The organism is Pedobacter chinensis, from assembly GCF_003339865.1.
GTDB classification, from domain to species: domain Bacteria; phylum Bacteroidota; class Bacteroidia; order Sphingobacteriales; family Sphingobacteriaceae; genus Pedobacter; species Pedobacter chinensis.
On record NZ_QPKV01000001.1, the window covers coordinates 195,854 to 221,979 of the forward strand.

The 26,126-nt window shown below is 37.3% G+C and carries 17 protein-coding genes; 14 read left to right on the plus strand and 3 right to left on the minus strand.

Annotation, left to right across the window (positions count from 1 at the left end):
• The first annotated feature begins 89 nt into the window (after positions 1-89).
• The 10 genes from DU508_RS00810 to DU508_RS00855 all read left to right on the plus strand — a co-directional run bounded on the left by DU508_RS00810 (position 90) and on the right by DU508_RS00855 (position 16,437).
• Positions 90-1,253, plus strand: coding sequence for a CaiB/BaiF CoA transferase family protein (locus tag DU508_RS00810; protein WP_115400946.1), 1,164 nt, complete (start codon positions 90-92; stop codon positions 1,251-1,253).
• A complete protein-coding gene (locus DU508_RS00815) occupies positions 1,246-2,484 on the plus strand; it encodes an extracellular solute-binding protein (RefSeq protein WP_115400947.1) in 1,239 nt (412 codons plus the stop codon). The genes DU508_RS00810 and DU508_RS00815 overlap by 8 nt, the downstream gene beginning before the upstream one ends.
• Positions 2,481-3,584 carry a Gfo/Idh/MocA family protein gene (locus DU508_RS00820; protein WP_115400948.1) on the plus strand — a complete coding sequence of 368 codons (1,104 nt, stop codon included), beginning with the start codon at positions 2,481-2,483 and terminating at the stop codon, positions 3,582-3,584. The genes DU508_RS00815 and DU508_RS00820 overlap by 4 nt, the downstream gene beginning before the upstream one ends.
• Positions 3,585-3,987: 403 nt before the next feature.
• A complete protein-coding gene (locus DU508_RS00825) occupies positions 3,988-4,431 on the plus strand; it encodes a MaoC/PaaZ C-terminal domain-containing protein (protein ID WP_115400949.1) in 444 nt (147 codons plus the stop codon).
• Between the two features lie 175 nt (positions 4,432-4,606).
• Positions 4,607-5,899, plus strand: a complete 1,293-nt coding sequence (fucP, locus tag DU508_RS00830) for an L-fucose:H+ symporter permease (RefSeq protein WP_115400950.1) — start codon at positions 4,607-4,609, stop codon at positions 5,897-5,899.
• 56 nt (positions 5,900-5,955) lie between these two features.
• Complete coding sequence (locus DU508_RS00835; protein WP_115400951.1) at positions 5,956-9,381, plus strand: glycosyl hydrolase; 3,426 nt, start codon at positions 5,956-5,958, stop codon at positions 9,379-9,381.
• 3 nt (positions 9,382-9,384) lie between these two features.
• Positions 9,385-11,409 (plus strand): aceric acid hydrolase, encoded by a 2,025-nt coding sequence (locus DU508_RS00840; protein WP_115400952.1) that lies wholly within the window; start codon positions 9,385-9,387, stop codon positions 11,407-11,409.
• A 27-nt stretch (positions 11,410-11,436) separates the two neighbouring features.
• A complete protein-coding gene (locus DU508_RS00845) occupies positions 11,437-13,845 on the plus strand; it encodes a DUF5703 domain-containing protein (protein ID WP_233509369.1) in 2,409 nt (802 codons plus the stop codon).
• Positions 13,846-14,104: 259 nt separating this feature from the next.
• Positions 14,105-14,893: an L-fucose dehydrogenase gene (locus DU508_RS00850; protein WP_115400953.1), complete on the plus strand. Its 789-nt coding sequence runs from the start codon at positions 14,105-14,107 to the stop codon at positions 14,891-14,893.
• A gap of 524 nt (positions 14,894-15,417) precedes the next feature.
• Entirely contained in the window at positions 15,418-16,437 is a 1,020-nt protein-coding gene (locus tag DU508_RS00855; RefSeq protein ID WP_115400954.1) for a zinc-binding alcohol dehydrogenase family protein, read from the plus strand.
• A 644-nt stretch (positions 16,438-17,081) separates the two neighbouring features.
• On the opposite strand, the gene DU508_RS00860 is transcribed toward DU508_RS00855, so the two are convergent.
• Together DU508_RS00860 and DU508_RS00865 are read right to left on the minus strand one after the other, a co-directional pair.
• Complete coding sequence (locus DU508_RS00860) at positions 17,082-18,116, minus strand: HmuY family protein (RefSeq protein ID WP_115400955.1); 1,035 nt, start codon at positions 18,114-18,116, stop codon at positions 17,082-17,084.
• A 22-nt stretch (positions 18,117-18,138) separates the two neighbouring features.
• Positions 18,139-20,217 carry a TonB-dependent receptor plug domain-containing protein gene (locus tag DU508_RS00865; protein ID WP_115400956.1) on the minus strand — a complete coding sequence of 693 codons (2,079 nt, stop codon included), beginning with the start codon at positions 20,215-20,217 and terminating at the stop codon, positions 18,139-18,141.
• Positions 20,218-20,318: 101 nt separating this feature from the next.
• On the opposite strand from DU508_RS00865, the gene DU508_RS00870 reads away from it, so the two are divergent.
• Positions 20,319-21,251: a helix-turn-helix domain-containing protein gene (locus DU508_RS00870; protein ID WP_115400957.1), complete on the plus strand. Its 933-nt coding sequence runs from the start codon at positions 20,319-20,321 to the stop codon at positions 21,249-21,251.
• A 27-nt stretch (positions 21,252-21,278) separates the two neighbouring features.
• On the opposite strand, the gene DU508_RS00875 is transcribed toward DU508_RS00870, so the two are convergent.
• A complete protein-coding gene (locus DU508_RS00875) occupies positions 21,279-22,295 on the minus strand; it encodes a LacI family DNA-binding transcriptional regulator (protein ID WP_115400958.1) in 1,017 nt (338 codons plus the stop codon).
• Between the two features lie 173 nt (positions 22,296-22,468).
• Between DU508_RS00875 and DU508_RS00880 the strand changes: the two genes are divergently transcribed.
• From DU508_RS00880 to DU508_RS00890, 3 genes are all read left to right on the plus strand, one after another.
• Entirely contained in the window at positions 22,469-23,821 is a 1,353-nt protein-coding gene (locus tag DU508_RS00880) for a Gfo/Idh/MocA family protein (RefSeq protein ID WP_115400959.1), read from the plus strand.
• Between the two features lie 283 nt (positions 23,822-24,104).
• A complete protein-coding gene (locus DU508_RS00885; protein ID WP_115400960.1) occupies positions 24,105-24,692 on the plus strand; it encodes an RNA polymerase sigma factor in 588 nt (195 codons plus the stop codon).
• Between the two features lie 170 nt (positions 24,693-24,862).
• Positions 24,863-26,014: a FecR family protein gene (locus DU508_RS00890; RefSeq protein ID WP_115400961.1), complete on the plus strand. Its 1,152-nt coding sequence runs from the start codon at positions 24,863-24,865 to the stop codon at positions 26,012-26,014.
• The last annotated feature ends 112 nt before the right edge of the window (positions 26,015-26,126 follow it).

Genomic DNA, 26,126 nt, shown 5'->3' on the forward strand with positions numbered 1-26,126 from the left:
CATTACCTTGAATTCATTTCAGGGTAATGATGGCAAAAAGATGCTGAAATGAATTCAGTATGCCAAGGTTTGTAAGAAAAAATAAAATTATGCTACCGCTTGAAGATTATTTAGTTATTGATTTTAGCCAGTTTCTTTCGGGGCCATCGGCAAGTTTACGCCTTGCCGATCTGGGTGCCCGTGTAATCAAAATTGAACGTTTAGGGGTGGGCGATATTTGCCGTACACTTTATACTTCAAACCTGATCATGAATGGCGAATCATCGGTTTTTCATGCCATCAATAGAAATAAAGAAAGTTTTGAAGTCGATTTAAAAAAAGAAGAATATTGCGAAATGGTCCGCGAACTGCTTAAAAAAGCAGATGTAATGATCCATAATTTTCGTCCGGGTGTAATGGAACGTTTAGGCTTTGATTATCCATCTGTAGCAGCGCTAAATTCTAAAATCGTTTATGGCGAAATTTCAGGTTACGGAACGGAGGGCGAATGGAAAAACAAACCTGGTCAGGATTTGCTTTTACAATCTGTTACCGGCCTGACTTCATTAACCGGCAATGCTGATAGTGGCCCTGTCGCAATGGGTTTATCCATTGTGGATATGTTGGCGGGTGCGCATTTAGCACAAGGACTTTTAGCCTGCTTATATCGTAAAGCGATAAAAAATGAGGGCGGATTTGTGCAGATAAGCATGATGGAATCGGCTTACGATTTCCAGTTTGAAACCATCACCACTTTTATGAATGATGGCGGATGTTTACCTGAACGCTCGCAAAAGAACAATGCAAACGCATATTTAGGTGCTCCGTATGGTATTTATCAAACAGAAAACGGATATTTAGCCCTGGCAATGGGTTCAATTCCTCAGCTTGGTAATTTACTTGGCTGCGAGAAACTGGAAGATTATATTGAACTAAGCGAAGCTTTCGATAAGCGGGATGAGATCAAAACAATTTTGGCTGAACATCTTTTATCAGCAACTACGGAAAAGTGGCTTTCTATTTTGGAACCAGCCGATATTTGGTGTGCCGATGTTTTGAACTGGAATGCATTGATGGCTCACGATGGTTTCAAGGTGCTGAAGATGATCCAGAAAGTGGAAATGGTTGATGGTTACAAATATGAGACTACCAGATGCCCGATTCGTATTGATGGAGAATTGCTTACTTCATCGAAAGGTTCGCCAAAATTAGGACAGGATAATGAAAAAATTATCAAAGAATTTATAACACAGAACACGATTGCAAATGCATAACCAAATAAAAACCTTCAAAATAGCCGTTCGCAAATTTGCCCCGTTTGAATCTGCCATGCAGAAATTCTGGGATAAATATTGTGCGTTTTCGGGCTGTACATTAAAGTTGGAAATGGTGGTAATGGATTTGCATGAACTTTACAGTGCAGCCATCACTCAAAAAGGTTTGGCTAATGGCGATTTCGATATCGCTCACATTAGCACTGATTGGGTTTTGGAGGGACATTCCAACCAGGATTTCGAGATTTTAAACCCTTACATCAATAAAAACAAACCCGAAGATTTTCCGAAAGGATGGAGCAAATCGCTTTTAGGCTTACAACGATTTGGCTGGGAAATAGTGGGTTTTCCATTTCACGATGGCCCAGAATGTTTTATCTACAGGAAAGATTTATTTGAAAGCGAAACCGAAAAAGCCAACTATTTAGCTCAATTCGGTAAGCCTTTAGAAGTACCAAAAACCTGGGAAGATTTCCATCAGACAGCGCAGTTTTTTAATCGCCCGGCTAATAACCTTTATGGTAGTATTTTCGCTTGCTATCCTGATGGCCACAACACGGTTTTTGATTTTTGTTTGCAATTATGGACGAGAGGAGGAACATTGGTTGATAAAAACGGGTTCATCCAAATCAATACACCAGCTGCGGTTGATGGATTGAATTTTTACCGCACAATTGTAAACGATCAAACTGCAGTTCATCCAAAATCCGCTGAATTTGAATCTGTAGCGGCAGGAATTGCCTTTTCACAAGGAGAAGCGGCGATGATGATCAATTGGTTTGGCTTTGCCGCCATGTGCGAAGTGGATGCAAATTCTAAGGTAAAAGGTAAAATCGATGTGGAATTACTGCCATCAGCTGTAAATGAAAAATCAGCTTCTTTAAATGTTTATTGGCTTTATACCATCGCTAAGGGCAGCAAAAATAAAACCATTGCATACGATTTTCTTCGCTTTGCATTAGCTGAAGAGCAGGATAAACAGCTCACTCTGGAAGGTGGAATTGGTTGCAGGCTTTCAACCTGGAAAGATGAGGGAATCAATGAAATCATTCCCTACTACTTTAAATTAGCGCAATTGCACGAGGTGGCGAATACGTTGCCTCAAAAACAAAATTGGGCAGCAATTGCTGCGATAATTGATAAAATGGTTTTGCAGGCGATTAATACAAATGTGTCAACTGAAGAGTTAATTCGAATTGCACAAAACCAGATTAATGAAATTGACAAATGAGTATCGATATTAAATATAAGCCAGCATTACCTCAAACCAGGCAGCCCATCATCATCATTGGTGCCGGTGGAATTGTAGCTGATGCGCATCTTCCTGCTTACAAAATCGCAGGTTTTGAAGTTCATGGGATTGTGAACCGGACCAAAGAACGTGCACAAAAACTGGCCGTTGATTTTGGAATTCCAAATGTTTATAACTCAGTGGCCGAAGCTGTAAAGCTTGCGCCAGAACATGTGGTTTACGATTTAACCATCATGCCTGAGCAATACATTGAAACCTTAAAGCAGTTGCCCGATGGAAGTGCAGTTCTGATCCAAAAACCAATGGGCGATGATTTTGCGCAAGCCAATGAAATTCTCGAATTGTGCAGAGCGAAAAATTTAAAGGCAGCCATAAACTTTCAGCTGCGTTTTGCACCTTTCGTAAGTGCAGCAAAATATATGATTGATCAAGGTTTGATTGGCGAGTTATACGATATGGAAATTCGGGTCACGATTAAAACACCCTGGGAGATTTTTCCCCATGTCATTATCCATCCGAGGCTCGAAATTCAATATCACAGCATTCATTATGTAGATTTAATTCGTTCGTTTTTAGGTAATCCTCAAAGTGTTTTAGCAAAAACCTTAAAACACCCTGCCAAGAGTTTATCGTCTTCCCGTTCTACAATTTTACTGGATTACGGCGATACCATGCATGCAGTAATTAATACCAATCATGACCATGATTTCGGGTCGAAGCACCAGGAAAGTTATATTAAGTGGGAGGGAACGAAAGGATCAATTGTAGCTAAAATAGGTTTATTGATGGATTATCCGCATGGTGTTCCTGATGTTTTTGAATACTGCATTGTAGAAGATGGGAAATCTCCGGAATGGCAAACCATAAAACTGGATGGCTCCTGGTTTCCTGAAGCTTTTATTGGAACAATGGCCAATTTAATGCGGTATAATGAAGGATCAACAGCTGTCTTGCATACAAGTGTAGAAGATGTGATTCAAACCATGGCTGCTGTAGAAAGCGCCTATAAATCGAGTGATATTGGAGGAGTAAAGGTTAGGTCACAAATAGATAAATCGTCATTGCGAGGCAGGGAATGAGCGAGCCGAAGCAATCTGTTTTAAAAGACAGATTGCTTTATTTCGATGAAAAATATAAAATTATGAGGGGAATTCCCCTCTTAAGGGTGCCTGTAAGGCGGGGTGGTTCTTTTAGTGATGTCTTAGCCAGACGGGTTTTTTTCATTTGACCGCAAAAGACCTGCGAAGCAAGCTTGAGCACAAGTGAAAAAATAATAACTAGTGAAAACACAAAACTCCCGGCTTAAAATTTTTCTTTTGAAGTTTCTGCTTAGGCTTGAAACTGCACCCTGAAAAATTTGTTAGGCCGGATTTTAGTAAAACGAAGATGTAGTAAGTAGGCCAAGTTGGGTGCACATGCAAAATTTATAAATATGATCCATGATTTTTAATCTTGGTAAACTAAAAAAATAAAAATATTAAAATGTATTTCAAATCAACATTTTTTGAAGATTATCAATTACAGGATAAACGTGTAACCTTGGGTCGCACGATTACAGAAACCGATTTCGTTGTTCACGCTGGTCATACAGGTGATTTCTTTCCACATCACATGGATGCAGAGTGGTGTGCAACCCAACCTTTTAAGCAAAGAATCGCTCATGGAACCATGATTTTCAGCATCGGTATCGGTTTAACCGCATCTGAAATTAATCCTGAAGCAATGTCAAAAGGTTATGATAAACTGCGTTTTGTAAAACCTGTTTTCATTGGCGATACCATTCACTCTGAAGTGACTATATCTGAAAAAGGAGAGAGTAAAAGACCAGAATACGGAACTGTAACCGAACATGTAGAAATCATTAACCAACGTGGAGAAATCGTACTCGTTTGCGATCATCTTCTTGTAGTTAAAAAAGTTCATTAGTTCATTTGCCCACTCGTTCATTAGTCAAAATGCCTAATGCAATCGCAGCCTAATAAACTTAATGACCAGTGACCAATGAACTAATGATTACCAATGAGCCAATGACTGATGAACCATTGAACCAAATGAACCATTGAACCAAATGAACCATTGAACCAAATAAAAACCAAATATAATGAACCACAACACACAAACAGAAATGATAACAACTGGCGATCCGTCATCAGGGAAAAAGTATTTATTGCCTTTTATCCTCGTTGTAAGCCTGTTTTTCCTTTGGGGAATGGCACATAACCTGGATTCAGTATTGATTCCACACTTAAAAAAGGCATGTGATTTAAATAACAGACAATCTACTTTAATTGATACCTCGGTTTTCTTTGCATACTTTTTAATGGCTATCCCAGCGGGAATGATTTTGAAAAAATGGGGCTATAAAACCACAATGATTTCTGGCTTACTGGCATTTGCTTTTGGTGCATTTTTATTCGTGCCTGCGGCAAATAATCTTTCATACATCACATTCCTGGTTGCGCTTTTTATTATCGGTTGTGGGTTAACAATGCTTGAAACCTCTGCAAATCCGTATGCTGCAATATTGGGCGATCCGGCGAAAGCAACAAGCAGATTAAATCTTGCGGCATCTTTTAATGGCTTAGCCGCAATGGTTGCACCAATGATTGGCGGCTTGTTCATTCTTTCAGGAAAATCACATACCAAAGAGGAATTAGCAGCGATGACAGAGGTCAGCCGAAATAATTATTTCCTTGAAGAGGCTGCATCTGTAAAAACACCATATATTACATTGGGGATAGTTTTACTCATTATTGCAGTTGTATTTTACTTTATTCATTTGCCTGAAATTAAAACGAAAAGCATTGATGGCGAAGCAAAAGGAAGTTTTTTTGGCTCATTGCGGCACAAACATTTGAGGTGGGCAGTTATAGCGCAATTTTTCTACGTGGGGGCACAGGTTTGTGTAACCAGTTTCTTCATCAGAATGGCACAACAGGGTGGTGGTTTTGATGAGAAAACAGCCGCATCGTATTTAGCCGTTTATGGATTTTTATTTACGGCTGGTCGTTTTGCGGGAACAGCCCTTTTGCAGTTTATCGCCTCAAATAAATTGCTGGCAATTTATGCTGTTGTATCGATTCTTTTATGCCTGGTTGCCATTTTAGGACAAGGTTCTTATGTTGTTTATGCCTTGGGTGCTATTGGATTTTTCATGTCTATCATGTTTCCAACCATTTTTGCATTGGGAATTGATGGAATCGGCGATGATACTAAGCCAGGTTCCTCATGGCTGATCATGTCAATTGTTGGCGGCGCCATTTTGCCTTTTGGTATGGGAACATTAATCGATATGTATGGCGATAATATTCAAATTGGTTACAGCATTCCGTTGGTATGCTTCCTGTTTATTCTTTATTTCGGCTTACGGGGTTATAAAATCGCTCATAAATAATATAGGATAAGTTCGTCATTGTGATGCATGAAGCAATGGCGATATAAATTATAAAAATGAAGCCAACGTCTAGTAAAATTCTATTATTTGTTCTGTTGTCAAGCTTTTGCTTTGCAAAACCTACTTTTGCACAACAAAATGAAAATGCAAAGCCCTGGGTATTTTGGTATTGGGTTAAGGGTGCAGTTTCAAAAGCGGGTATCACAGCCGATTTAGAAGCCATGAAATCGAATGGAATTGCTGGTGCATATTTAATGAGCATTCAGGGTCCGGATAAAATGCCTGTTTATACGCCTCCTGCGGTTCAACTTACACCAGAGTGGTGGGAATTGGTTGGTTTTGCCATGAGTGAAGCTAAACGATTGGATCTTAAACTCGGAATGCATGTTAGCGATGGTTTTGCTTTGGCAGGTGGGCCCTGGATCACGCCTGAGCTTTCCATGCAAAAGGTAGTTTGGTCAAAGTTGGTTGTTAAAAATCCGATAACTAAAATCAAGTTAGCCCAACCTGAAAAGAAAGAAAATTATTATAAAGATATTGCTGTTTATGCTTATCCAACACCTGTTGGCGAAAATATATCAACAAGAAGCGTTATTCCAAAAATCATTGCCAGCAATGGTGCTGATGCAACAGGTTTGGTTCAACCTGGAAATAAGAGGAATTTTAGTTCAAACGAGCCATGCTATATTCAATATGAATTCGATAAACCCTTCACTTGCCGAACAATAACCATTAAAATTAGCGGTAATAATTACCAGGCACAGCGTTTAGCCATTGAAGTTAGTGATGATGGAAAAAACTTTCGTTCAATTGGCCGGTTGGAGCCACCTCGCCATGGTTGGCAGGATACTGATGAAGATGTAACCCATTCCATTGTACCTGCAACGGCGAAGTTTTTCAGGTTTATTTATGATAAAAAAGCTTCGGAGCCAGGTTCAGAAGATTTGGATGCAGCAAAGTGGAAACCATCTTTAAAGCTTGTTAATCTCGAATTAAGCTCAGCGGCACAGATTAATCAGTTTGAAGGTAAAAACGGTTCGGTTTGGCGGATAAGTAAAAGAAGTACAGAAGCGCAAATCGCCAAAAACCTGTGTGTTCCTTTAAATAAAATCATTAACCTAACCAATCAATTAAAGCCCGATGGAACTTTGGATTGGAGAGCGCCAAAAGGAAACTGGACAATTTTAAGAATCGGTCATACTTCCACGGGGCATACCAACGCAACAGCGGGTGGCGGAATGGGCCTTGAATGTGATAAATTTAATCCTGAGGCGGTAAAACTTCAATTTAACAATTGGTATGGCGAAGCTTTAAAGCACGGCGGACCTGAAATTGCAAAGAAAGTTTTAAATGTTTTTCACGTGGATAGTTGGGAATGTGGCAGTCAGAATTGGTCGCCGGTATTTAAAGCGGAGTTTTTAAAGCGAAGAGGTTACGATTTAACGCCTTATTTACCCATCATGACAGGTTTGCCTGTAGAAAGTGTATCAGCATCTGAAAGCTTCCTTTATGATGTTAGAAAAACCATTTCTGAATTGGTGGTAGACCAGTTTTATAAAACGCTGGCAAATCTGGCAAAGGAGCAGGGCGTAACTTTTACGGCTGAAAGCATTGCACCAACCATGATGAGCGACGGTTTGATGCATTATAAAACCGTTGATGTGCCAATGGGCGAATTCTGGTTGAACAGTCCTACACATGATAAACCAAACGATATGCTGGATGCTATTTCTGGTGCGCATATCTATGGAAAAAATATCATTCAGGCAGAGGCTTTTACCACGGTTCGAATGGATTGGAATGAAAGCCCGGCAAATATGAAGACCTTGCAGGATAGAAATTATGCACTTGGCATTAACAAATTAAGCTATCACGTTTTTACACATAATCCCTGGGTGGACAGGAAGCCAGGGATGACGCTGGATGGTGTCGGTTTGTATTTCCAACGCGATCAAACCTGGTGGAAAGCAGGAAAAGCCTGGGTAGCGTATGCGGAGCGGACTCAAAATTTATTGCAGCAAGGTAAGCCTGTAGTGGACATTACGGTGTTCACAGGGGAGGAATTACCTCGTCGTTCAGTTTTGCCCGATCGATTGGTGGAAACTCTTCCTGGGATTTTTGGTGCGGATGTAGTGGAATCCGAAAAGAAACGTTTGGCAAATGTTAATGAACCTTTAAGGCAGATTCCTGCTGGCGTAACACATTCAGCCAACATGGCCGACCCTGAAAATTGGGTAAATCCTTTGCGGGGCTATGCTTACGATAGTTTTAATCCTGATGCATTAGCCACAGCAACGGTTAAAGGCGGTGACGTAGTTTTCGAAAGTGGCGCAAAGTATAAAATATTGGTATTTACCGGGAAACTGAAAATGAATCCGAACCATGAATACATCAGCTATGAAACTGTAAAAAAACTAAGAGACCTGATAAAAAATGGAGCTAAAGTAATTGTTGCAGATAGGCCATTATATCAGTCTGGTTTAAAGCAAATTAAATCATCAGAATTTAATGATTTAGTTGAAGAGATTTGGGGTGGAAATTTCGATTCGTTTAAGAATGGTGGTAAACCAATTTATGTTAAGAAACTTGGTTCAGGACAAGTTTTTAGAGCTCCGTTTGAAGGTAATGATTTCACAAGCATTGGTTTAGAAAAAGATTTGAATATTGAGGAGATCTCTGCTCAAAATGATTCGTCAATATCTCATGCCAAAAATGTAACTTTTTCTCATAGAAGTGATGAAAATTCTGATATATATTTTATTTCAAATCAGGTAAATAAATATAGAAATTTAAATTTTTCATTTAGGATTAATAATAAAATTCCTAAACTTTATTATGCAGTGTCAAATGATACGATTGTTTTGAAGAATTGGATAATTAAAGATGGAAGAACAGCGCTTTCATTAAGAATGGCACCTAACGAATCTTTATTCATCATCTTTGATAAAGAGACTAATGAAACTCAGGTTACTAAAGGTAATAATTGGTCGAGCTTTAAGACTATTCAGGATATTTCTAAATCATGGCAGGCGAAATTTGATCCGACTTATGCCGGGCCATCAAAACCAGTTGGTTTTGCTAATTTAACCGACTGGACCCAAAATGCCGACAGTTTAGTTAAATACTACTCAGGAACTGCGGTTTACACTAAAGACTTCATTTTTAATGGCAATCCTGATGGTAAAATCTGGATTGATTTAGGTGCATTTTCAAGTATTGCAGAAGTAGAAATCAATGGTATAAACTTCGGTACATTATGGACTGCTCCCCATCGCCTGGAAATTAGTAAAGCTATTAAAAAAGGTAAAAACCAAATCATAATAGAAGTTACTAATACCTGGGCTAACCGTTTAATTGGCGACAGTAAATTGCCTGAAAATAAAAGAATTACTAAAACGACTGCGCCTTTCCGCTTGGAAGGGAAGCCTTTAAGTCCTGCTGGATTATTAGGACCAGTGGTTATTCAAGTGGAGGAGAAATAAGATATGAATGCATTAAAAATTAATTTGTTTATAGTTTTATCTGTGATTTCGCTCTGCATAAATGCCCAGGATAAAGCTTTGGTTAACACTTCTAATTCGCCTTACACGAAGTTACGTAGCATCAACATGGCAGATGTAACCTGGACAAAAGGTTTTTGGGCAGACCGGTTTAAAGTAGCAACCGAAACCATGGTTCCAAATATGTGGGCAATTTACAACGATCCGAAAATCAGTCATGCTTTTAAAAACTTCGAAATTGCAGCTGGTTTGGATACAGGTTCGCACTCAGGACCATCTTTTCATGACGGAGATTATTACAAAACCTTAGAGGCTGTCGCGAGTTTGTATGCATCAACCAAAAACCCCAAGTTGAATGAAATGATGGATAAAGCTATTCAGGTAATTGGCAAATCGCAGCGGGAAGATGGTTATATTTATACCAAAGCCATGATTGATCAGCGTAAAACGGGTACTAAAAATCAGTTTCAGGACAGGTTGAGTTTTGAATCATACAACATTGGCCATTTAATGACGGCTGGTTGCATTCATTACCGGGCAACTGGTAAAACCACTTTGCTCAACATCGCAAAAAAGGCCACAGATTACTTATACCATTTCTATAAATCGGCATCGCCAACTTTAGCCAGAAACGCCATTTGTCCGTCGCATTATATGGGTGTGGTAGAAATGTATCGTACCACAAAAGATCCCCGCTATTTGGAACTCGCCAAACATTTAATTGCCATTAAAGGTAAAATTGACGACGGAACAGACGATAATCAGGATAGAATCCCTTTTTTACTGCAAACCAAAGCAATGGGACATGCAGTCAGGGCAAATTATTTGTATGCTGGCGTGGCGGATTTGTATGCAGAAACTGGAAAAGATTCGTTGTTGAATACTTTAAATTTAATGTGGGATGACGTAAATCAACACAAAATGTACATTACAGGAGGTTGTGGTTCACTTTATGATGGAACTTCGCCCGATGGTACTTCTTACAATCCTGCTGATGTTCAAAAAATACATCAGGCTTTCGGTCGTGATTATCAATTACCAAATTTCACAGCGCATAATGAAACTTGCGCCAACATTGGAAATGTACTTTGGAACTGGAGGATGCTACAAATTACTGGCGATGCAAAATATGCTGATGTAATGGAGCTCGCGCTGCACAATAGTGTGTTATCTGGTATCAGTTTGGATGGAAAAAACTTTTTATATACCAATCCTTTGGCGCAGTCTGATAATTTACCGTTTAAACAGCGCTGGTCGAAAGATAGAGTAGCTTACATCAGCTTGTCAAATTGTTGCCCTCCAAACGTGGTTAGAACGATTGCCGAAGTGAGTAATTATGCTTACTGTATTTCAGATAAAGGTTTATGGATCAATTTATATGGTGGGAATAACTTAAGTACAAAATTAACTGACGGAACTAAAGTTTCTCTTGCTGAAGAAACCAATTATCCCTGGAACGGAAAGATCAAAATCAATATCAAAGAAACTGCAAATAAAGCATACTCTTTGTTTTTAAGGATACCAGGTTGGACACATGATGCCCAAATCAGCATCAACGGAAAAATCGAAAATGTTAAAGCCATCGCCGGAACATATGCAGAAATTAATCGTATTTGGAAAAAGAATGATGTTGTTGAGTTAAATCTTCCGATGGATGCGCTTTTGATCGAGGCAAACCCATTGGTTGAAGAAAACAGAAATCAGGTTGCCGTTAAACGCGGGCCAATTGTTTACTGCCTGGAATCAACTGATTTGCCAGGTAAAAGTATCTTCAATGCTTTTATTCCAATAGCAACAAAGTTTGAGGCAGAACCAATAAATATTGATGGAGCAGAAATGATGAGTTTGATTGGAAATGCAAAAATAGTTGAACCTAAAAATTGGAAAAATGTTTTGTACAGGCCAATTGATAATCAAAATACAGAAACAGAAATAAAACTGGTGCCATATTTCGCCTGGGGAAACAGAGGACACTCTGAAATGTCGGTGTGGTTACCAGTAAGCAGATGATTTTTTAAGCGCTATCAAAGTTAAATAATGATTTTAACCACTAAGACACAAAGTACCCAATATATTGTGGCTAAGAATTTAAATATTCTTATGCATCTTGTATGGGTAAAATCATCAGTAATGCTGAAAATTAAAAACGCTTTCTCAGGTGTTCTGAGGTGTTTAAGGTGGCCGAACCTTTTCCTTTTGTTCTTCGTGTCTTTGTGGTTCATTACAACTGGGAAAGCACAGGAAAGTATTATCTGGACTTCCCAAAGCCGTAATTCTTCAGAATCAATGCCTGTCGGTGGTGGAGATATCGGCCTGAATCTCTGGGTTGAAAATGGCGAAGTTTACTTTTACTTATCCCGCAGTGGAACCTTTGATGAAAACAACACTTTGCTTAAACTCGGTCGCGTAAAACTGAAATTGAGTCCGAATCCTTTTGAAGGAAAAACCTTTAAGCAAGAACTGGTTTTAAAAGATGGTTATGCCCGGATTTCAGGCTCAAATGGTAAACTAAATGCGCAAATCAGGATTTGGGTTGATGTTTTTAATCCTGTAATTCATTTAGATGTTAAATCAAATCAAAATATCACAACGGAGGCGAGCTATGAAAGCTGGCGTTTTGAAGATCGGATTACCAAAGGCAAGGAAAACAACCAGAATTCCTATAAATGGGCGACTCAGGGCGTTGTAAAAACCCTGAAAGATGAAATCGCTTTTAAAAACAGCAGTATTGAGTTTTTCCATCAGAATAAACCAGAAACTATATTTGATGTAACAGTGAAACAACAAGGATTGGAAGATAGAAAATCAGAATTATTCAATCCTTTAAAAAACCTGATTTTTGGTGGTTCGATGCAAGGTGACAGTATGATTCCGGCTGGGTATTATAACGGAACATATCTTGGTACACCGTTTCAAGGTTGGAAGTTAAAAAGTAAAAGACCGTTAAAGTCTCTCAAAATCAATATCACATTAAACACTTCAAAAACTGAATCAATTCAAGATTGGAAGAAGAATTTAAGTGCCATAAAAAATAAAAATGACCAGCAAGTCAGTATAAAATGGTGGAACAACTACTGGAAAAAGAGTTTTATTTACATCAATTCGAAAGATGAAACTGCTAATCAATCTGCTAAAAACTATCAATTGTTTAGGTATATGTTGGGTTGTAATGCCTTTGGCAAATATCCTACAAAGTTTAACGGAGGTTTGTTTACTTTCGACCCTCAGCTAACAGATACCACTTTAAAATATACTCCTGATTTTAGAAACTGGGGAGGAGGAACGCATACAGCGCAAAACCAACGCTTAGTTTATTGGCCAATGCTAAAAAGTGGTGACTTCGATATGATGAAACCGCAGTTTGATTTCTATTTAAATCTATTAAAAAATGCAGAAATCAGAACGGAATCTGCCTGGGGACATAAAGGTGCAAGTTTCACGGAGCAATTGGAGAATTTTGGTTTGCCAAATCCTGCTGAATATGGATGGAAACGTCCCATTGATTTTAATCAGGGAATGGAATACAATGCCTGGCTTGAATACGAATGGGATACAGTTTTAGAATTCTGTATGATGATTTTGGAAAGCGAACGATACAATGATACAAACATTGAAAAATATGTTCCGTTGATTGAAAGTTCGCTTGCCTTTTTCAAGGAACATTATACTTATTTGGCAAAGCAAAGGGGCACAAAGGTTTTAGATGCTAATGGTCATTTGGTTTTGTATCCCGGTTCTGGAGCTGAAACCTATAAAATGGCTTACAATTCAACTTCGACAATTGTTGCTTTAAAAACGGTTTTGGAACGACTAATTGAATACCCTGCTTTATCTGAAAAGCAAAAATACGATTGGAAGGAAATGCTAAAAACCATTCCTCCGATAAATTTCAGGCAATTCGATGGGCATGCGACAATTGCTCCTGCAAAACTTTGGGAACGAATTAACAATACGGAAAGTCCGCAGTTGTATCCTGTTTATCCATGGGGCATTTATGGTATTGGAAAACCTGGGTTAGACACTGCGATTAATACTTTCAGGTATGATACAGATGTGTTAAAGTTCCGTAGTCATGTGGGTTGGAAACAAGATAATATTTTTGCGGCAAGGTTAGGTTTAGTGGAAGATGCAGCAAGATTAACAACACTCAAGCTGCAAGATTCAGAAAGAAGATTCCCCGCATTTTGGGGGCCTGGTTTCGATTGGACACCAGATCATAACTGGGGCGGATCGGGCATGATTGGTTTGCAGGAAATGCTGATGCAGGTTGATGGTAAAAAGATTTATCTGTTCCCTGCATGGCCAAAAAACTGGGACGTTCATTTCAAACTTCATGGACCATACCAAACTACAGTTGAGGGAACTTTAAAGAATGGAAAACTGACGAATTTAAAAGTGCTGCCTGAATCAAGAAAGGTAGATATAATTAATAAAATGATTGAATGATTGATTTTTGAATGAGTGAATGTATCAGACAAGTTGCCTAACCCTATCGTCATGCTGACTTGTCGCAAAGCGGAAAGCTACGAAGTAAATTTATTTTACAAGTATAAATATTGATTTTAAAAAGGTCTTGTAGCTACTTCATGATCAGCATCTTTTGATATTTGACCATGAAATAAACGGCGCAGCCCTCTTGAATATCAATAAAAACCTAAAACAAATGAAAATTCAGTTGACGATGAGTTATAATAATTAAAAAAATATGGATTTACAATTAGAAGAAAAAGTTATTGTGATCACAGGTGCAGCAAAAGGCATTGGTCGCAGTATTGCAGAAGTTTTTGCAAAAGAAAATGCAATAGCAGTAATTGTTGGCAGAAAAGCAGAAGATAACCAAAAAGTTGTTGAGGCAATTACAGAAAATGGCGGGACGGCAGCTCACTTTGTAGCTGAACTATCAAACCCTGATGAATGTGAAAAAGTAGTTGCTGCTATTGTTGAAAAATTTGGGAGAATTGACGGCCTGGTCAATAACGCTGGTGTTAATGATGGCGTAGGTTTAGAAAGCGGAAACTACAAAGATTTCATGGCTTCACTGCACAAAAATGTAGTTCATTACTATTTAATGGCACACCATGCTTTGCCTGAATTAATTAAAAGCAAAGGTGCGATTGTAAACATTACCTCAAAAACTGCCGAAACGGGACAAGGTAACACATCTGCTTATGCAGCTGCAAATGGAGGAAGAAATGCCTTAACCCGCGAGTGGGCTGTTGAGTTGCTGAAATATGGAATCCGTGTAAATGCGGTTGTAGTGGCCGAATGCTGGACACCAGCTTACGAAACGTGGATTGAAACATTGCCCGATGCTCAGGCTAAATTAGACGAAATCACTTCTAAAATTCCATTAGAAAACAGAATGACAACTGCAGAAGAAATCGCGAACATGACAGCCTTTTTAATGTCTGGTAAATCGAGCCATACCACGGGGCAGATTATTCATGTAGATGGTGGTTACGTTCATCTCGATAGGGCTTTGGCAAACGCTTAGTCAGTTTTAAGTTAACAGTTTACAGTTAGCAGTTTGCAGTTAACATTTAGCAGTTTGCAAATCACAGTTAACCAATTAACCAGTTTATACAATTAACCATGATTATTCTTTATTCAGCAGTCTTCAAATCACAGTTAACCAATTAACCAGTTTATACAATTAACCATGATTATTCTTTATTCATTAACAGTCTGCAAATCACAGTTAACCAATTAACCAATTTATACAATTAACCATTATTACCCTTTGTTCATTAACAGTCTGCAAATCACAGTTAACCGATTAACCAGTTTATACAATTAACCATGATTATTCTTTATTCAGCAGTTTGCAAGTCACAGTTAACCAATTAACCAATTTATACAATTAACCATGATTATTCTTTATTCATTAACAGTCTGCAAATCACAGTTAACCGATTAACCAGTTTATACAATTAACCATTACTACTCTTTATTTTTATTCAGCAGTTTGCAAATCACAGTTAACCGATTCATCAATTTATACAATTAACCATTACTTTAATGAAAACCCTTACCTGCACAACACCTGGAACTTTTGAGTATTCAGAAACAGAAAAGCCTGAACTTAAAAAGAACCACGCCGTCATCAAAATAAAAAGAATTGGTATCTGTGGAACTGATTTGCATGCTTTTGAAGGTACGCAACCCTTTTTCAATTATCCAAGAGTTTTAGGTCATGAGCTTTCGGGAGAATTGGCAGAGGTTGATGGAGCAGAAGGATTTAAGATAGGAGAGGCTGTTACTTTTATCCCATATTTCAATTGTGGAGAATGTATTGCTTGCCGAATGAACAAGCCGAATTGCTGTGTGAAAATGCAGGTTTGCGGGGTACATGTTGATGGAGGCATGCGAGAATATTTACAGGTTCCTTCAAGAACACTTTTGCATGGTGAAGGATTGAGTTATAATGAACTGGCTTTGGTTGAACCTTTAGCTATCGGTGCGCATGGTGTTCGCCGGGCGAATGTTCAGCCGGGCGAATTTGTGCTCGTTATTGGCGCCGGACCAATTGGTTTGGGAACCATGGAATTTGCACGAATTGCAGGTGCAAATGTGATCGTTCTGGATATTAATGAAGATCGCCTGGCTTTTTGTAAGGATCAATTGAAAGTTGCTCATGTGGTTAATGCGCTTTCGCATGATGTAACGCAGCAACTAAGTGATATTACCAGCGGCGATATGCCAACGGTTGTGATCGATGCAACAGGAAATCAAAAAGCAATTAATAATGCCATTAACTATATGGCGCATGGGGCCAGATTTGTATTGATAGGGCTTCAAAAAGGCGATTTAATCTTTAATCATCCTGAATTTCATAAAAGGGAATCTACATTAATGAGTAGCAGAAATGCCACTATTGAAGATTTTGAACACGTAATTAAATCTATGAAAGCCGGCCTGGTTAACCCAACAAATTACATCACGCATCAGGTAAAATTCGAAGATGTAAAAGATGAATTTGAAAGCTGGTTAAACCCGGGTAATGGCGTAATTAAAGCGATGGTTAAGATAGAGGAATAAATTGCGATTAAATTTGATTCATCGTGATCCTGAATTTTTCATTTGTTTTTAAGTTTTTATTGGTATTCAAGGGGGCTGCGCCGTTTATTTCAGGACCTTAATGACATGAACGCATAACAGGAGAGATGCTGACCATGAAGTAGCTACAAGACCTTTTTAAAAATCAATATTTACACTTGTAAAATAAATTCATCATACGAGGAGCGTAGCGACTAGGTGATCTGTTTTGCTATCGTAGTTGCATTTGGAAAGATTGCTTCACTCCACCTCACAAATCCCTGCTTCAGTTCGCAATGACGAGTATTTTAAAACAGTCGAAGTTCAGCCACTTAGATCCCGTCATTGCGAGGAGGAACGACGAAGTAATCTTTTTCGCTGTAGTCAATTTGCAACATTTGGAAATATTGCCTCACTCCACTCCACAAGTCCCCGCTTCAGTTCACAACAAGTAAGTTTCCCTTAACTTAATAACATCGGAGTTGAGCATAATACTTTAATACTTACACTTGTAAAACGAGTTCAGCAAGATTGTTAAGACCAATAAAAACTCTAAAAAAAACTATAAAAAGATAAAGCTCCCCATCGCGGGGAGCATCTATCCAACTAACAAAACATATTTTTAAAATTTGAGGAAGATTTAAATCTTATCCCTTTTTAACTAATTTGTATTCAATTACTGGTTTGCCACGTTCGCCGCCATCGTTTCCAACGCCCATACTAACAAATCTTAGTTTATAATAATTCCCAGCACTGTCTTTCAAAATGTAGAAACGATTGGTTCTAATTCCTGTACCTGTTGTTACTCTCCATTTATCTCCAATAGCATCTCTGGTGGTAAGGAAAGTTAAGCCGGAGATATTGCTTTCGGCAAATGATGAATAAGTCAGCGTGCCTGTTTCTTCAATCTGAGCAGCAGAAACTCCAGCTAAATAATTTATTGAAATAAAATCCTGGAACCAATATGGAGAGCCTAAACCAGAATTGTAAGTACTATAACTCCAGGAAAGATCCCATTCTAATTTCTTAGGTTCAGCATTAACGGTCTTGTTGTTCTCTAATGAAACAAAAACAAGATTATAGTCTGCGTTTTTGGCTATATCTAAAGTTTTAATAATTGTTTCGCCAAGTCTTGCATACTGTAATTTGTATCCTGTACCATTGCGGGATATTTTAACCTTAAACCATTTATCTTTGTCTTTACTTCCTTCGAAACTGATTAAGTAAACCTTGTTTTCGGTATCTGTAGCACTAACTTCAGCAAACACTGTTTTAGTGATGTCGCCATCCCAACTATCAACTAATGAAGCAGTAAGTGGATCACTAATATTGTGATTAAGTTCTGTAGTTGTACCAGGATCAGCAACAGTAACCACATTAATATCAGTTTTAGAAGTTGCAACCGCTGTAGTTTGATAAGAGGCATTAAGCACAGCCCTAAATCTGCTATCGGATGTTAAACCGATATTGAAACTCTTTCTATCTACCGCAGTTGATTTATCCGTACTTAAATCCACATAAGCGATATTTGCATAATTTGACTCAGCAGTTTTACCGCTTAAGGTAATTGTGGAACCATCAGAAGGTGGAACGACAATAATAGGCTCTTCAGTGTTTTTTTTACAAGCTGTAAAAGTTATCGCCAAAGCAGCGATTGCGATCATTGAATTAAGTTTGTTCATGTTTTTATTTTGTGTTTAAAAATTATTTATTCCAGTTAAAAGTCATACCAAGCACATAAGAGCGACCGTAACTATAGGGAACAGTACCTCCACCTGTGCTATGTGCGCCCCCCGATGCTGTGGAAGTATTACTTAATTGAGTTACGTTAAAAATGTTTTTTACCCCCGCATTAATAGTAAAGTAATTATAAATGCTTTTATTTAGCATTAAATCAGCTAAGCTAAAATCCCCAATTTCAACTAGTCTGTAATCTGCGGCGCTTGTTCCACTGTTTTGGTAACTTGGTACTTTACCAGAGTATTTGTAAAACAAGCTTATATTTCCTTTAACTTTTGTAAAATTGTAAAGAATAGTTGCAGTAATTTCTGGCGACCATGCAAATTCAGGAATTGCTAAATCCGGATTATGCTCTAGCTGATCATTGTAACGACCAATATAAGAAGCCCCAATAGTTGCATTTAAGTTTTTATAAATGATCGTATTATCTAAAGTGAAGCCTGTAGTTTTATACCTTAACACATTAAATAGTGTTGTCATGGTGGCATCTTGTGTTGATTGCGCAAAAGTTATTCGGTTTTTAAACAGATTATAAAAAGCAGCAAAGGTTGAGCGGATTTGTAAACTGTTGATATTTAAACCTGCCCATGTTAGTGAACCATTGAAACTATTTGATTCTTCTGCTTTAAGATTTGGATTGCCAATAATATTGTGACTTGCATCAACAAAATCGTAATATAATTCACGCAAAGCCGGAGATCTAAATCCTCTTGCGTAAGCTAACCTCAAATCAAAATTCTCGCTTAAACCAAACTTAGTGTTTAATGATGGAATAATTGGCGGAGCTGGATAGATTGAATTTTTGATAAATCTTAACCCCGGTCTGATATTGATTCCGTTAATTGGTTTAATTTCGGATGAGATGAAAAATGCGTAATCATTAATTACTGGTGATCCTTTAATTCTTTGGCCACTTGCTGCATCTCTATTGTACTCAAATCCTGGTTGAAATGAAACTTTTGAACTAAGTTGATATTGTAATGTGGTTCTAAATATTGTTGAGTTAAACTTAGCTGTATCTTGTTTGCCTTGTTCTGTGCTCAAAACATCAACACCAGTGCTAAAATTATGATTGATTGTTCGCGTTAATCTTTTCAAATCAGAATATCCGGCAATTGCAGTAAGCTGTAGTGAAGGGTGTAATCGCCATTCAGATTGCAATTGGTTGGTATATCTCAGTGTTTTATAAGTTTGCCATTCTGCAATGTAGTTTAACGGGTTCATACCTCCACGACTGATAATCTCTTCCTGTAAACCATCCAATCTATACCAGATATTGAAATTTTCATTTCTGTAGCCAATTTTAGTATTGGCAAGCCATTGTTCTTTTGGTTTCCAACGATTTCCGCTTGCTAAATCTTGATCAACAATATCTCTTGATGTGGTACTTGGCTTAATATTCCAGCCGGCAAAATCATTATGTGTAGTGCCAATCATTGCACTCCAGCCATTGTTTTGCCAACTCACACCAACATTTTGTATATGATTTCCTTTATTAGAAAACGCCTTGTATTCTTCTCCGGCAGTTTCTTCTTGTACACGCGCAGTAACGTTCAAAAGTGATTTTCCTGCATTTTTCGTAATAATATTAATTACACCTGCTAAGGCATCCGTACCGTAAACCACTGACATTGGCCCTTCGACAATCTCAATTCTATCGATGGTGTTAATATCAATTTGACCTAAACTTTCCCGTGTATCTGAGCGATCAACCATTGGTACGCCATCAAGTAATATTTTAATATTTCTTCCTGTCATTCCCATTAATGAAACATCAGTAGTGCCAAGGGTTAAATCATTACTGAACCTGAAACCCAATTCTGTATTTAAAACCTGCTGAACATTTACGGCTCCACGCAACCTGATTCTTTCAGCGCTGATTGTTCTCACATTGTAGACCGAATTTCTTAAAGTTTGTGGCCCATATTGGCCGGTAACCACCACATCTTTTAAATCATTTGCCTTAGCGGTGTCAATTTTAATTTCTTGAGCCACAGTTACAAACACACTTAATGATAAGGCAAGTGATAAATATATCTTCATTTATTTAGACTAATTATAAATAATTGTGCAAATTTGTGCATAATCATAAAAATAAGATAACGCCAAACGGATAATTAATGCCGTAATACGGATTAAATAAAATGGAAGTTAAACTGTCAGAACATGCTACTGGTAAGGTTGTGTATACGAACACGTATCCTCATAATTTTGATGGAAAGAAAGATATTGATGAGTGTGAAAAGGAATTTATCGGAGAAACTTATCAAATCAGGTTAAAGGAAAAATGGTTTGAGGGGATCCACATCAGTATTACAGAGATTGAATCTGTTAAAGACATTGATTTTTTATTTGAGTTATCACAGCAAAACATTACTTTTTTATATTGTTTGGACGGTAGCTTAAACTATTATTGTAGAAATAAGCTTGATCATTTTCTGTCGATTGAAAAAAATCAGCAAAGTATTACAGTCGGACAATTAAATCATGTGGTTTTTAATTCTGCAGGCAAAACACGTTATATTTATATTCAATTAACTAAACCTTACTATAGTAAAATAGCTAACTCTGAATTTAAAAGTGATGGTTCCTGCAACAAAAAAAATATCGCTCCTGAATTGGCGTTGATATTGCAAGCCTTGCTCAACCATCAGCACACCGGGCGGGTTAAGCGTTTATTCATTGAGGCAAAAATTTTTGAGCTGATAATTTTTTATATCAATCAGAAAAGCGGTAGAGATAATTTTTCACTAAAGAAAGATGATGTCGATAAAATTCAGTTAGCCAGGCAGATTGTGGAGAGTAATTTGCAAAAGCCTAATTCTTTAATTGAACTATCCAGAAAAGCTGGCATAAATGATTATAAGTTGAAGAAAGGTTTTAAGGAATTAACCGGTTGTACTGTTTTTGGCTATCTCTATAAAATAAGGATGGAAAAAGCATACCATTATTTAGCAAATGAGAAAAAATCAGTTAGCGAAGTATCTTTTCTGGTCGGATATAAAAATGCACAACACTTTATTACAGCCTTTAAAAAGCGCTACAATATTCTTCCAGGAAGTTTGAATAAAAACTAAAAAACTCAACGCAAACGTTTGATTGAATTATTCTTTTACTTCGTTAACTACTAAATCTGATTCAACAATGGTGTTATAAAACGCTTGATTTTCAGAATTGGGGCTGGCAATTAAATCTAAAAGTATGTTTGCTGCCTTTTGGCCCTGAAGATATGGGTACTGCTCAACAGATGCAACGGGAGAATGATCTAAATAACTAATAATGGGTAAATTAGCATAGCTTACCACATCAAAATCATTGATCACGTTTAATTGTTTAAAATATTTGATTAAGAAAAGTGCTACATAATCATTAAAAGCAACAATGGCAGTAGGTTTTCTTTTATGATTTAAAAACTGGTTTGCAGCTTCAATTGTACCTTTTTCGGTTAAATCGCAATTAACAATAAGTGAAGGGTCAAATTTTAGTCTGTTGAATGTGATGGCCTGCATATAACCTTCTTTACGCTCATCGCTGGCATATAATGTGGTAGGACCATTGATCATTCCAATACTTCTATGCCCTTTTTTTAACAGATAGTTTACCGCTTTTACAGTTGCACTTTCTAAACTGCAAGCAACGTAGTGCACATTTTTAAAAGGAGGAATGCGATCGAAAAACACTACCGGAATATTAAACGAATTTAATTTCTCAAAATGATCAAATTTACAAGTGTCTTTACTGATGGAAACCAATAAGCCATCAACACGTTGATTTTTCATTTTTTCAACCAGTTTTACTTCCTGCTCATAATCATCATGAGACTGTGCAAAAATTACAGTATAATTTTTCTTTAATGCCTCATCTTCAATGGCTGAAATTGCAGTTGAAAAAAAATGTTCCGAAAGTTCGGGTAAAATTACACCAATAGTATAGGTTTTGCCTTTCTGGAACAGAATTGCGGCATTATTAGGTTCGTAATTAAGTGACTTTGCCAGTTGTTTAATTTTCTCTCTCGTAACGGCTCCAATACTGGGATGGTCATGTAATCCCCTCGATACACTAGAGGGAGAAATATTTAAAATTCTGGCGATTTCCTTTATTGTTGTCGGTTTCGATTGCATTGTAACTGCTAAACTACATTATTTCTTCGAGTTGTAATAATACGAAATTAATCAAACGTTTGCGTTGTTTTTTTTGCTTCATTTCTTTTATTCCGAATATAAATATCAATACATTCGAGAATCATTAACCATGATAGCCAAACAAAACACAAGGAAATCAACAACAAAACTTTATGAACAGAAGACAATTTGTAAGAAATGCCGGATTAACAACAGCAGCTTTTGCAACCATTCCAGATCAATCCATCTTTGCTTCAACTGCTGAAGATAAAATTAAGGTAGTGATGATTGGAGTTGGATTAAGAGGACAAAACCACCTCGATTTACTTTTAAAAAGAAAAGATGTAGACTTAGTTGCTATTTGCGATATAGATGAGAGAATGTTAAAGATGAGCAAGGCAATTATTGCAAAAAGTGGTAAACCCATGCCGAAAATTTTTACCGGAGATGATGATGCGTGGAAAAAAATGCTTGAAATCAAAGGAATTAAGGCTGTTGTTATTGCAACCCCATGGGAATTGCACAAACCAATGATTTTGGGTGCTATTGATGCGGGTATTAAATACGTAGGCACGGAGGTAATGTTGGGAATCAACTTACAAGACCATTGGGATGTTGTTCATGCAGCAGAAAAAAGCAATGCACATGTAATGATGTTGGAGAATGTTTGTTACCGCAGAGATGTACTTGCTGCTTTAAACATGGTTCGTCAGGGTGTTTTCGGAGAAATATTACATCTTCAGGGGGGATATCAACATGATTTAAGAGAGGTTAAATTCAATGATGGAGTAAATGCTTATGGCCACGGAGTTGAATTTGGCGAAAAAGGTTTTTCTGAGGCAAGATGGAGAACCAATCATTCAGTTTACCGCAATGGCGACTTATATCCAACTCATGGCATTGGCCCGGTAGCACAGTGTATTGATATTAACCGTGGAAACAGATTTTTAAAATTAAATTCATTTGCTACCAAATCCCGTGGTTTGCACAATTATATTGTAGAAAAAGGTGGCGCTGATCATCCAAATGCTAAAATAAATTTCAGATTAGGGGATATTGTAACCACAACCATTAACTGTGCAAATGGCGAAACGATTATCTTGCAACATGATACCAATTTACCCAGACCATATTCTTTAGGTTTTCGTGTTCAGGGTACCAAAGGTTTATGGATGGATGTAAATAAAAGTATTTATGTAGAGGGTGTGAGCAAACCTCATACATGGGATAATGCTAAAGAGTGGTTAGAAAAATATGACCATCCACTTTGGAAAAAATATGGTAATGATGCACAGGGCGCAGGACATGGAGGCATGGACTTTTTCGTGATCCACGCTTTCATTGAGTCAGCAAAACGTAACCTGCCAACACCTCTTGATGTTTACGATGCGGCATCATGGAGTGCAATTACGCCATTAAGTGAGCAATCTATAGAAATGGGTAATGAAACCATTGATTTTCCGGATTTTACCGGAGGAAAATGGATGAGCAGAAAACCAGTTTTTGCTTTGAACGACGATTATTAAATCAAGAATTACAACTACCAAATGAATATAAAAAGAGCTTGTCCGAAAAGTCGATCCGCCATTCCCTTGCTGGCTTTGGCTGAACGAGGTTTTTGGACATCCTCTTTAATTTAAACCGTGAAATGTTATTGTTAAAAGGCAAATGTTTTTATTAAGTTCACAATAGGTTAATGATGATGCAGTTATTTTGAGCAGGATAACAAACTTAATCGAGTCATTTCAGTTTTTTTTCCGATCCTTAGTTATACTATGTGTATTATTTATCTCATTGATGTAGATCGATATGTATAAAGAATTAGAAAGTAATTTTTTTCTTTTAGTAAAATCGGATAAGAATAAGGCTTTTCAACTTGTTTTTGATGCCTATTGGGAAACACTTTACAAACAAGCTTGTAAAAAAATCTATTCTGATGATATTGCTCAGGATCTGGTTCAGGATGTTTTTATTTCCCTTTGGGATAAAATTGAACTACTGGACGCCGAAAAAAGTGTACTAGCTTATTTATATGCTATTTTAAGAAATAAGATTTTAAAACTGTATGAGAAAGATGAGGTTAGGTTACGTTATGCCATAAATGTAACCGCGAAAGAAATATCTTCTGATATTCATTCTCAAAACATTCTTCTCGAAAAAGAACTTAAAAGGATCATCGATCTAGAAATTGAGCGGATGCCGCCCCGCATGAGGGAAATTTACATTCTGAAAAAAGAAGATGACCTTTCCATAAAAGAAATTGCCGATGACTTATCGTTGTCAGAACAAACCATCAAAAATCAGCTTCAAAGTGCTTATAGCCGTTTAAGAATGAGGGTAAAGGATTATGACTCTTCATTGGCACTCTTAACGATATTTATAGTCAACCATTTTTAGTTTGAATTACTGATAAATTGGTTATTTATCCCGCTCTGCTTTCCTGGCTTTCCTATAAAAAACAGAATAGTTTCATTTTATTAGATGAAGTAAATCTGATATCAAAAAAAAATATTTAATGGTATAGTACTTTTGATTATTGCAGCGGATATGTAATAAACGCCATTATTTTGAATCAAGACGAATTACAACATTTATTAAGTAAGTACAATAGCCAAACTGCTACACCCGAAGAAAAAAGGGTTGTAGAGGAGTGGTATGAGCATGTAAATGGCAATGAACCTGATGCCGGGAATTCAGATCTTTTTGCCGTAAAAAATAAAATTCACAAAAAAATTCAGCGTGGGATTAAAAAGAAAAGAAATCATACAAAACTAAAACTCAAGTCATTTTATATTAATTTATTTAGAGCGGCGGTTTTAATATTGGCTTTACTGGGTGGTACCTATTTATATTTAAAACAATCAGATTCCGGCGCTTCGACAAAAGTTTCCTTATCAAAGGAAAAGCCCATTAAGCCAGGCGGTAATAACGCTGTATTACTTTTGGCCGATGGTTCGCAAGTTATTTTGAATGAGGCTGTAGATGGTCAGGTAGTCGATCAACCGGGTGTTAAGATCACAAAGACTAAAAGCGGAGAACTTGTCTATCGTTTTATAGGCAAATCAAATTTAGAAGAAGCGCAATTTAATACTGTTACAACACCCCGGGGTGGTCAATATCATTTAATTTTGGTAGATGGAACGGGTGTTTGGTTAAATGCCGGCTCATCAATCAAGTTTCCTACCGTATTTTCAGGAGCCAGCCGTAAAGTTGAGGTAACGGGAGAAGTTTACTTCGAAGTTTCAAAAAATAAATCTAAACCATTCATTGTTAATACCGATCAATCAGAAATTAAAGTATTAGGCACCCATTTTAATATCAATGCTTATCCTGATGAAGATTATCAGCGTACTACTTTATTGGAAGGATCAATTGAAATTAGCAAAGGCCGTGAGAAACAACTTCTAAGCCCAGGCCAACAGGCTAGTATAAGTAAGTCATCAGATGTAATTAAACTGAAAGAAATTGATGATGTAGAGGCTGTAGTGGCATGGAAAAATGGCTATTTTCAATTCGAAAAAGCTGACTTACAATCAGTAATGAGGCAGATTTCCCGCTGGTATGATACCGAAGTTAGTTATAACGGACAAATACCTGTAAAGGAATATAACGGCAAATTGCCTAGAAATGCAGAGGTTAAAAAGCTAATTGAAATGCTATCATACACCGGTATTCATTGTAAAGTGGAGCGAAATCAGATCACTGTAAACCCTAAATAAATAACCAAAACCAAACTAACTGCAAAACTGATTCTAATATGAAGAAATAATACTAAAACAACCGAACTAGTTAATTGCCCACAATAAAAAAACGAGAAGTGTTCGTACCACT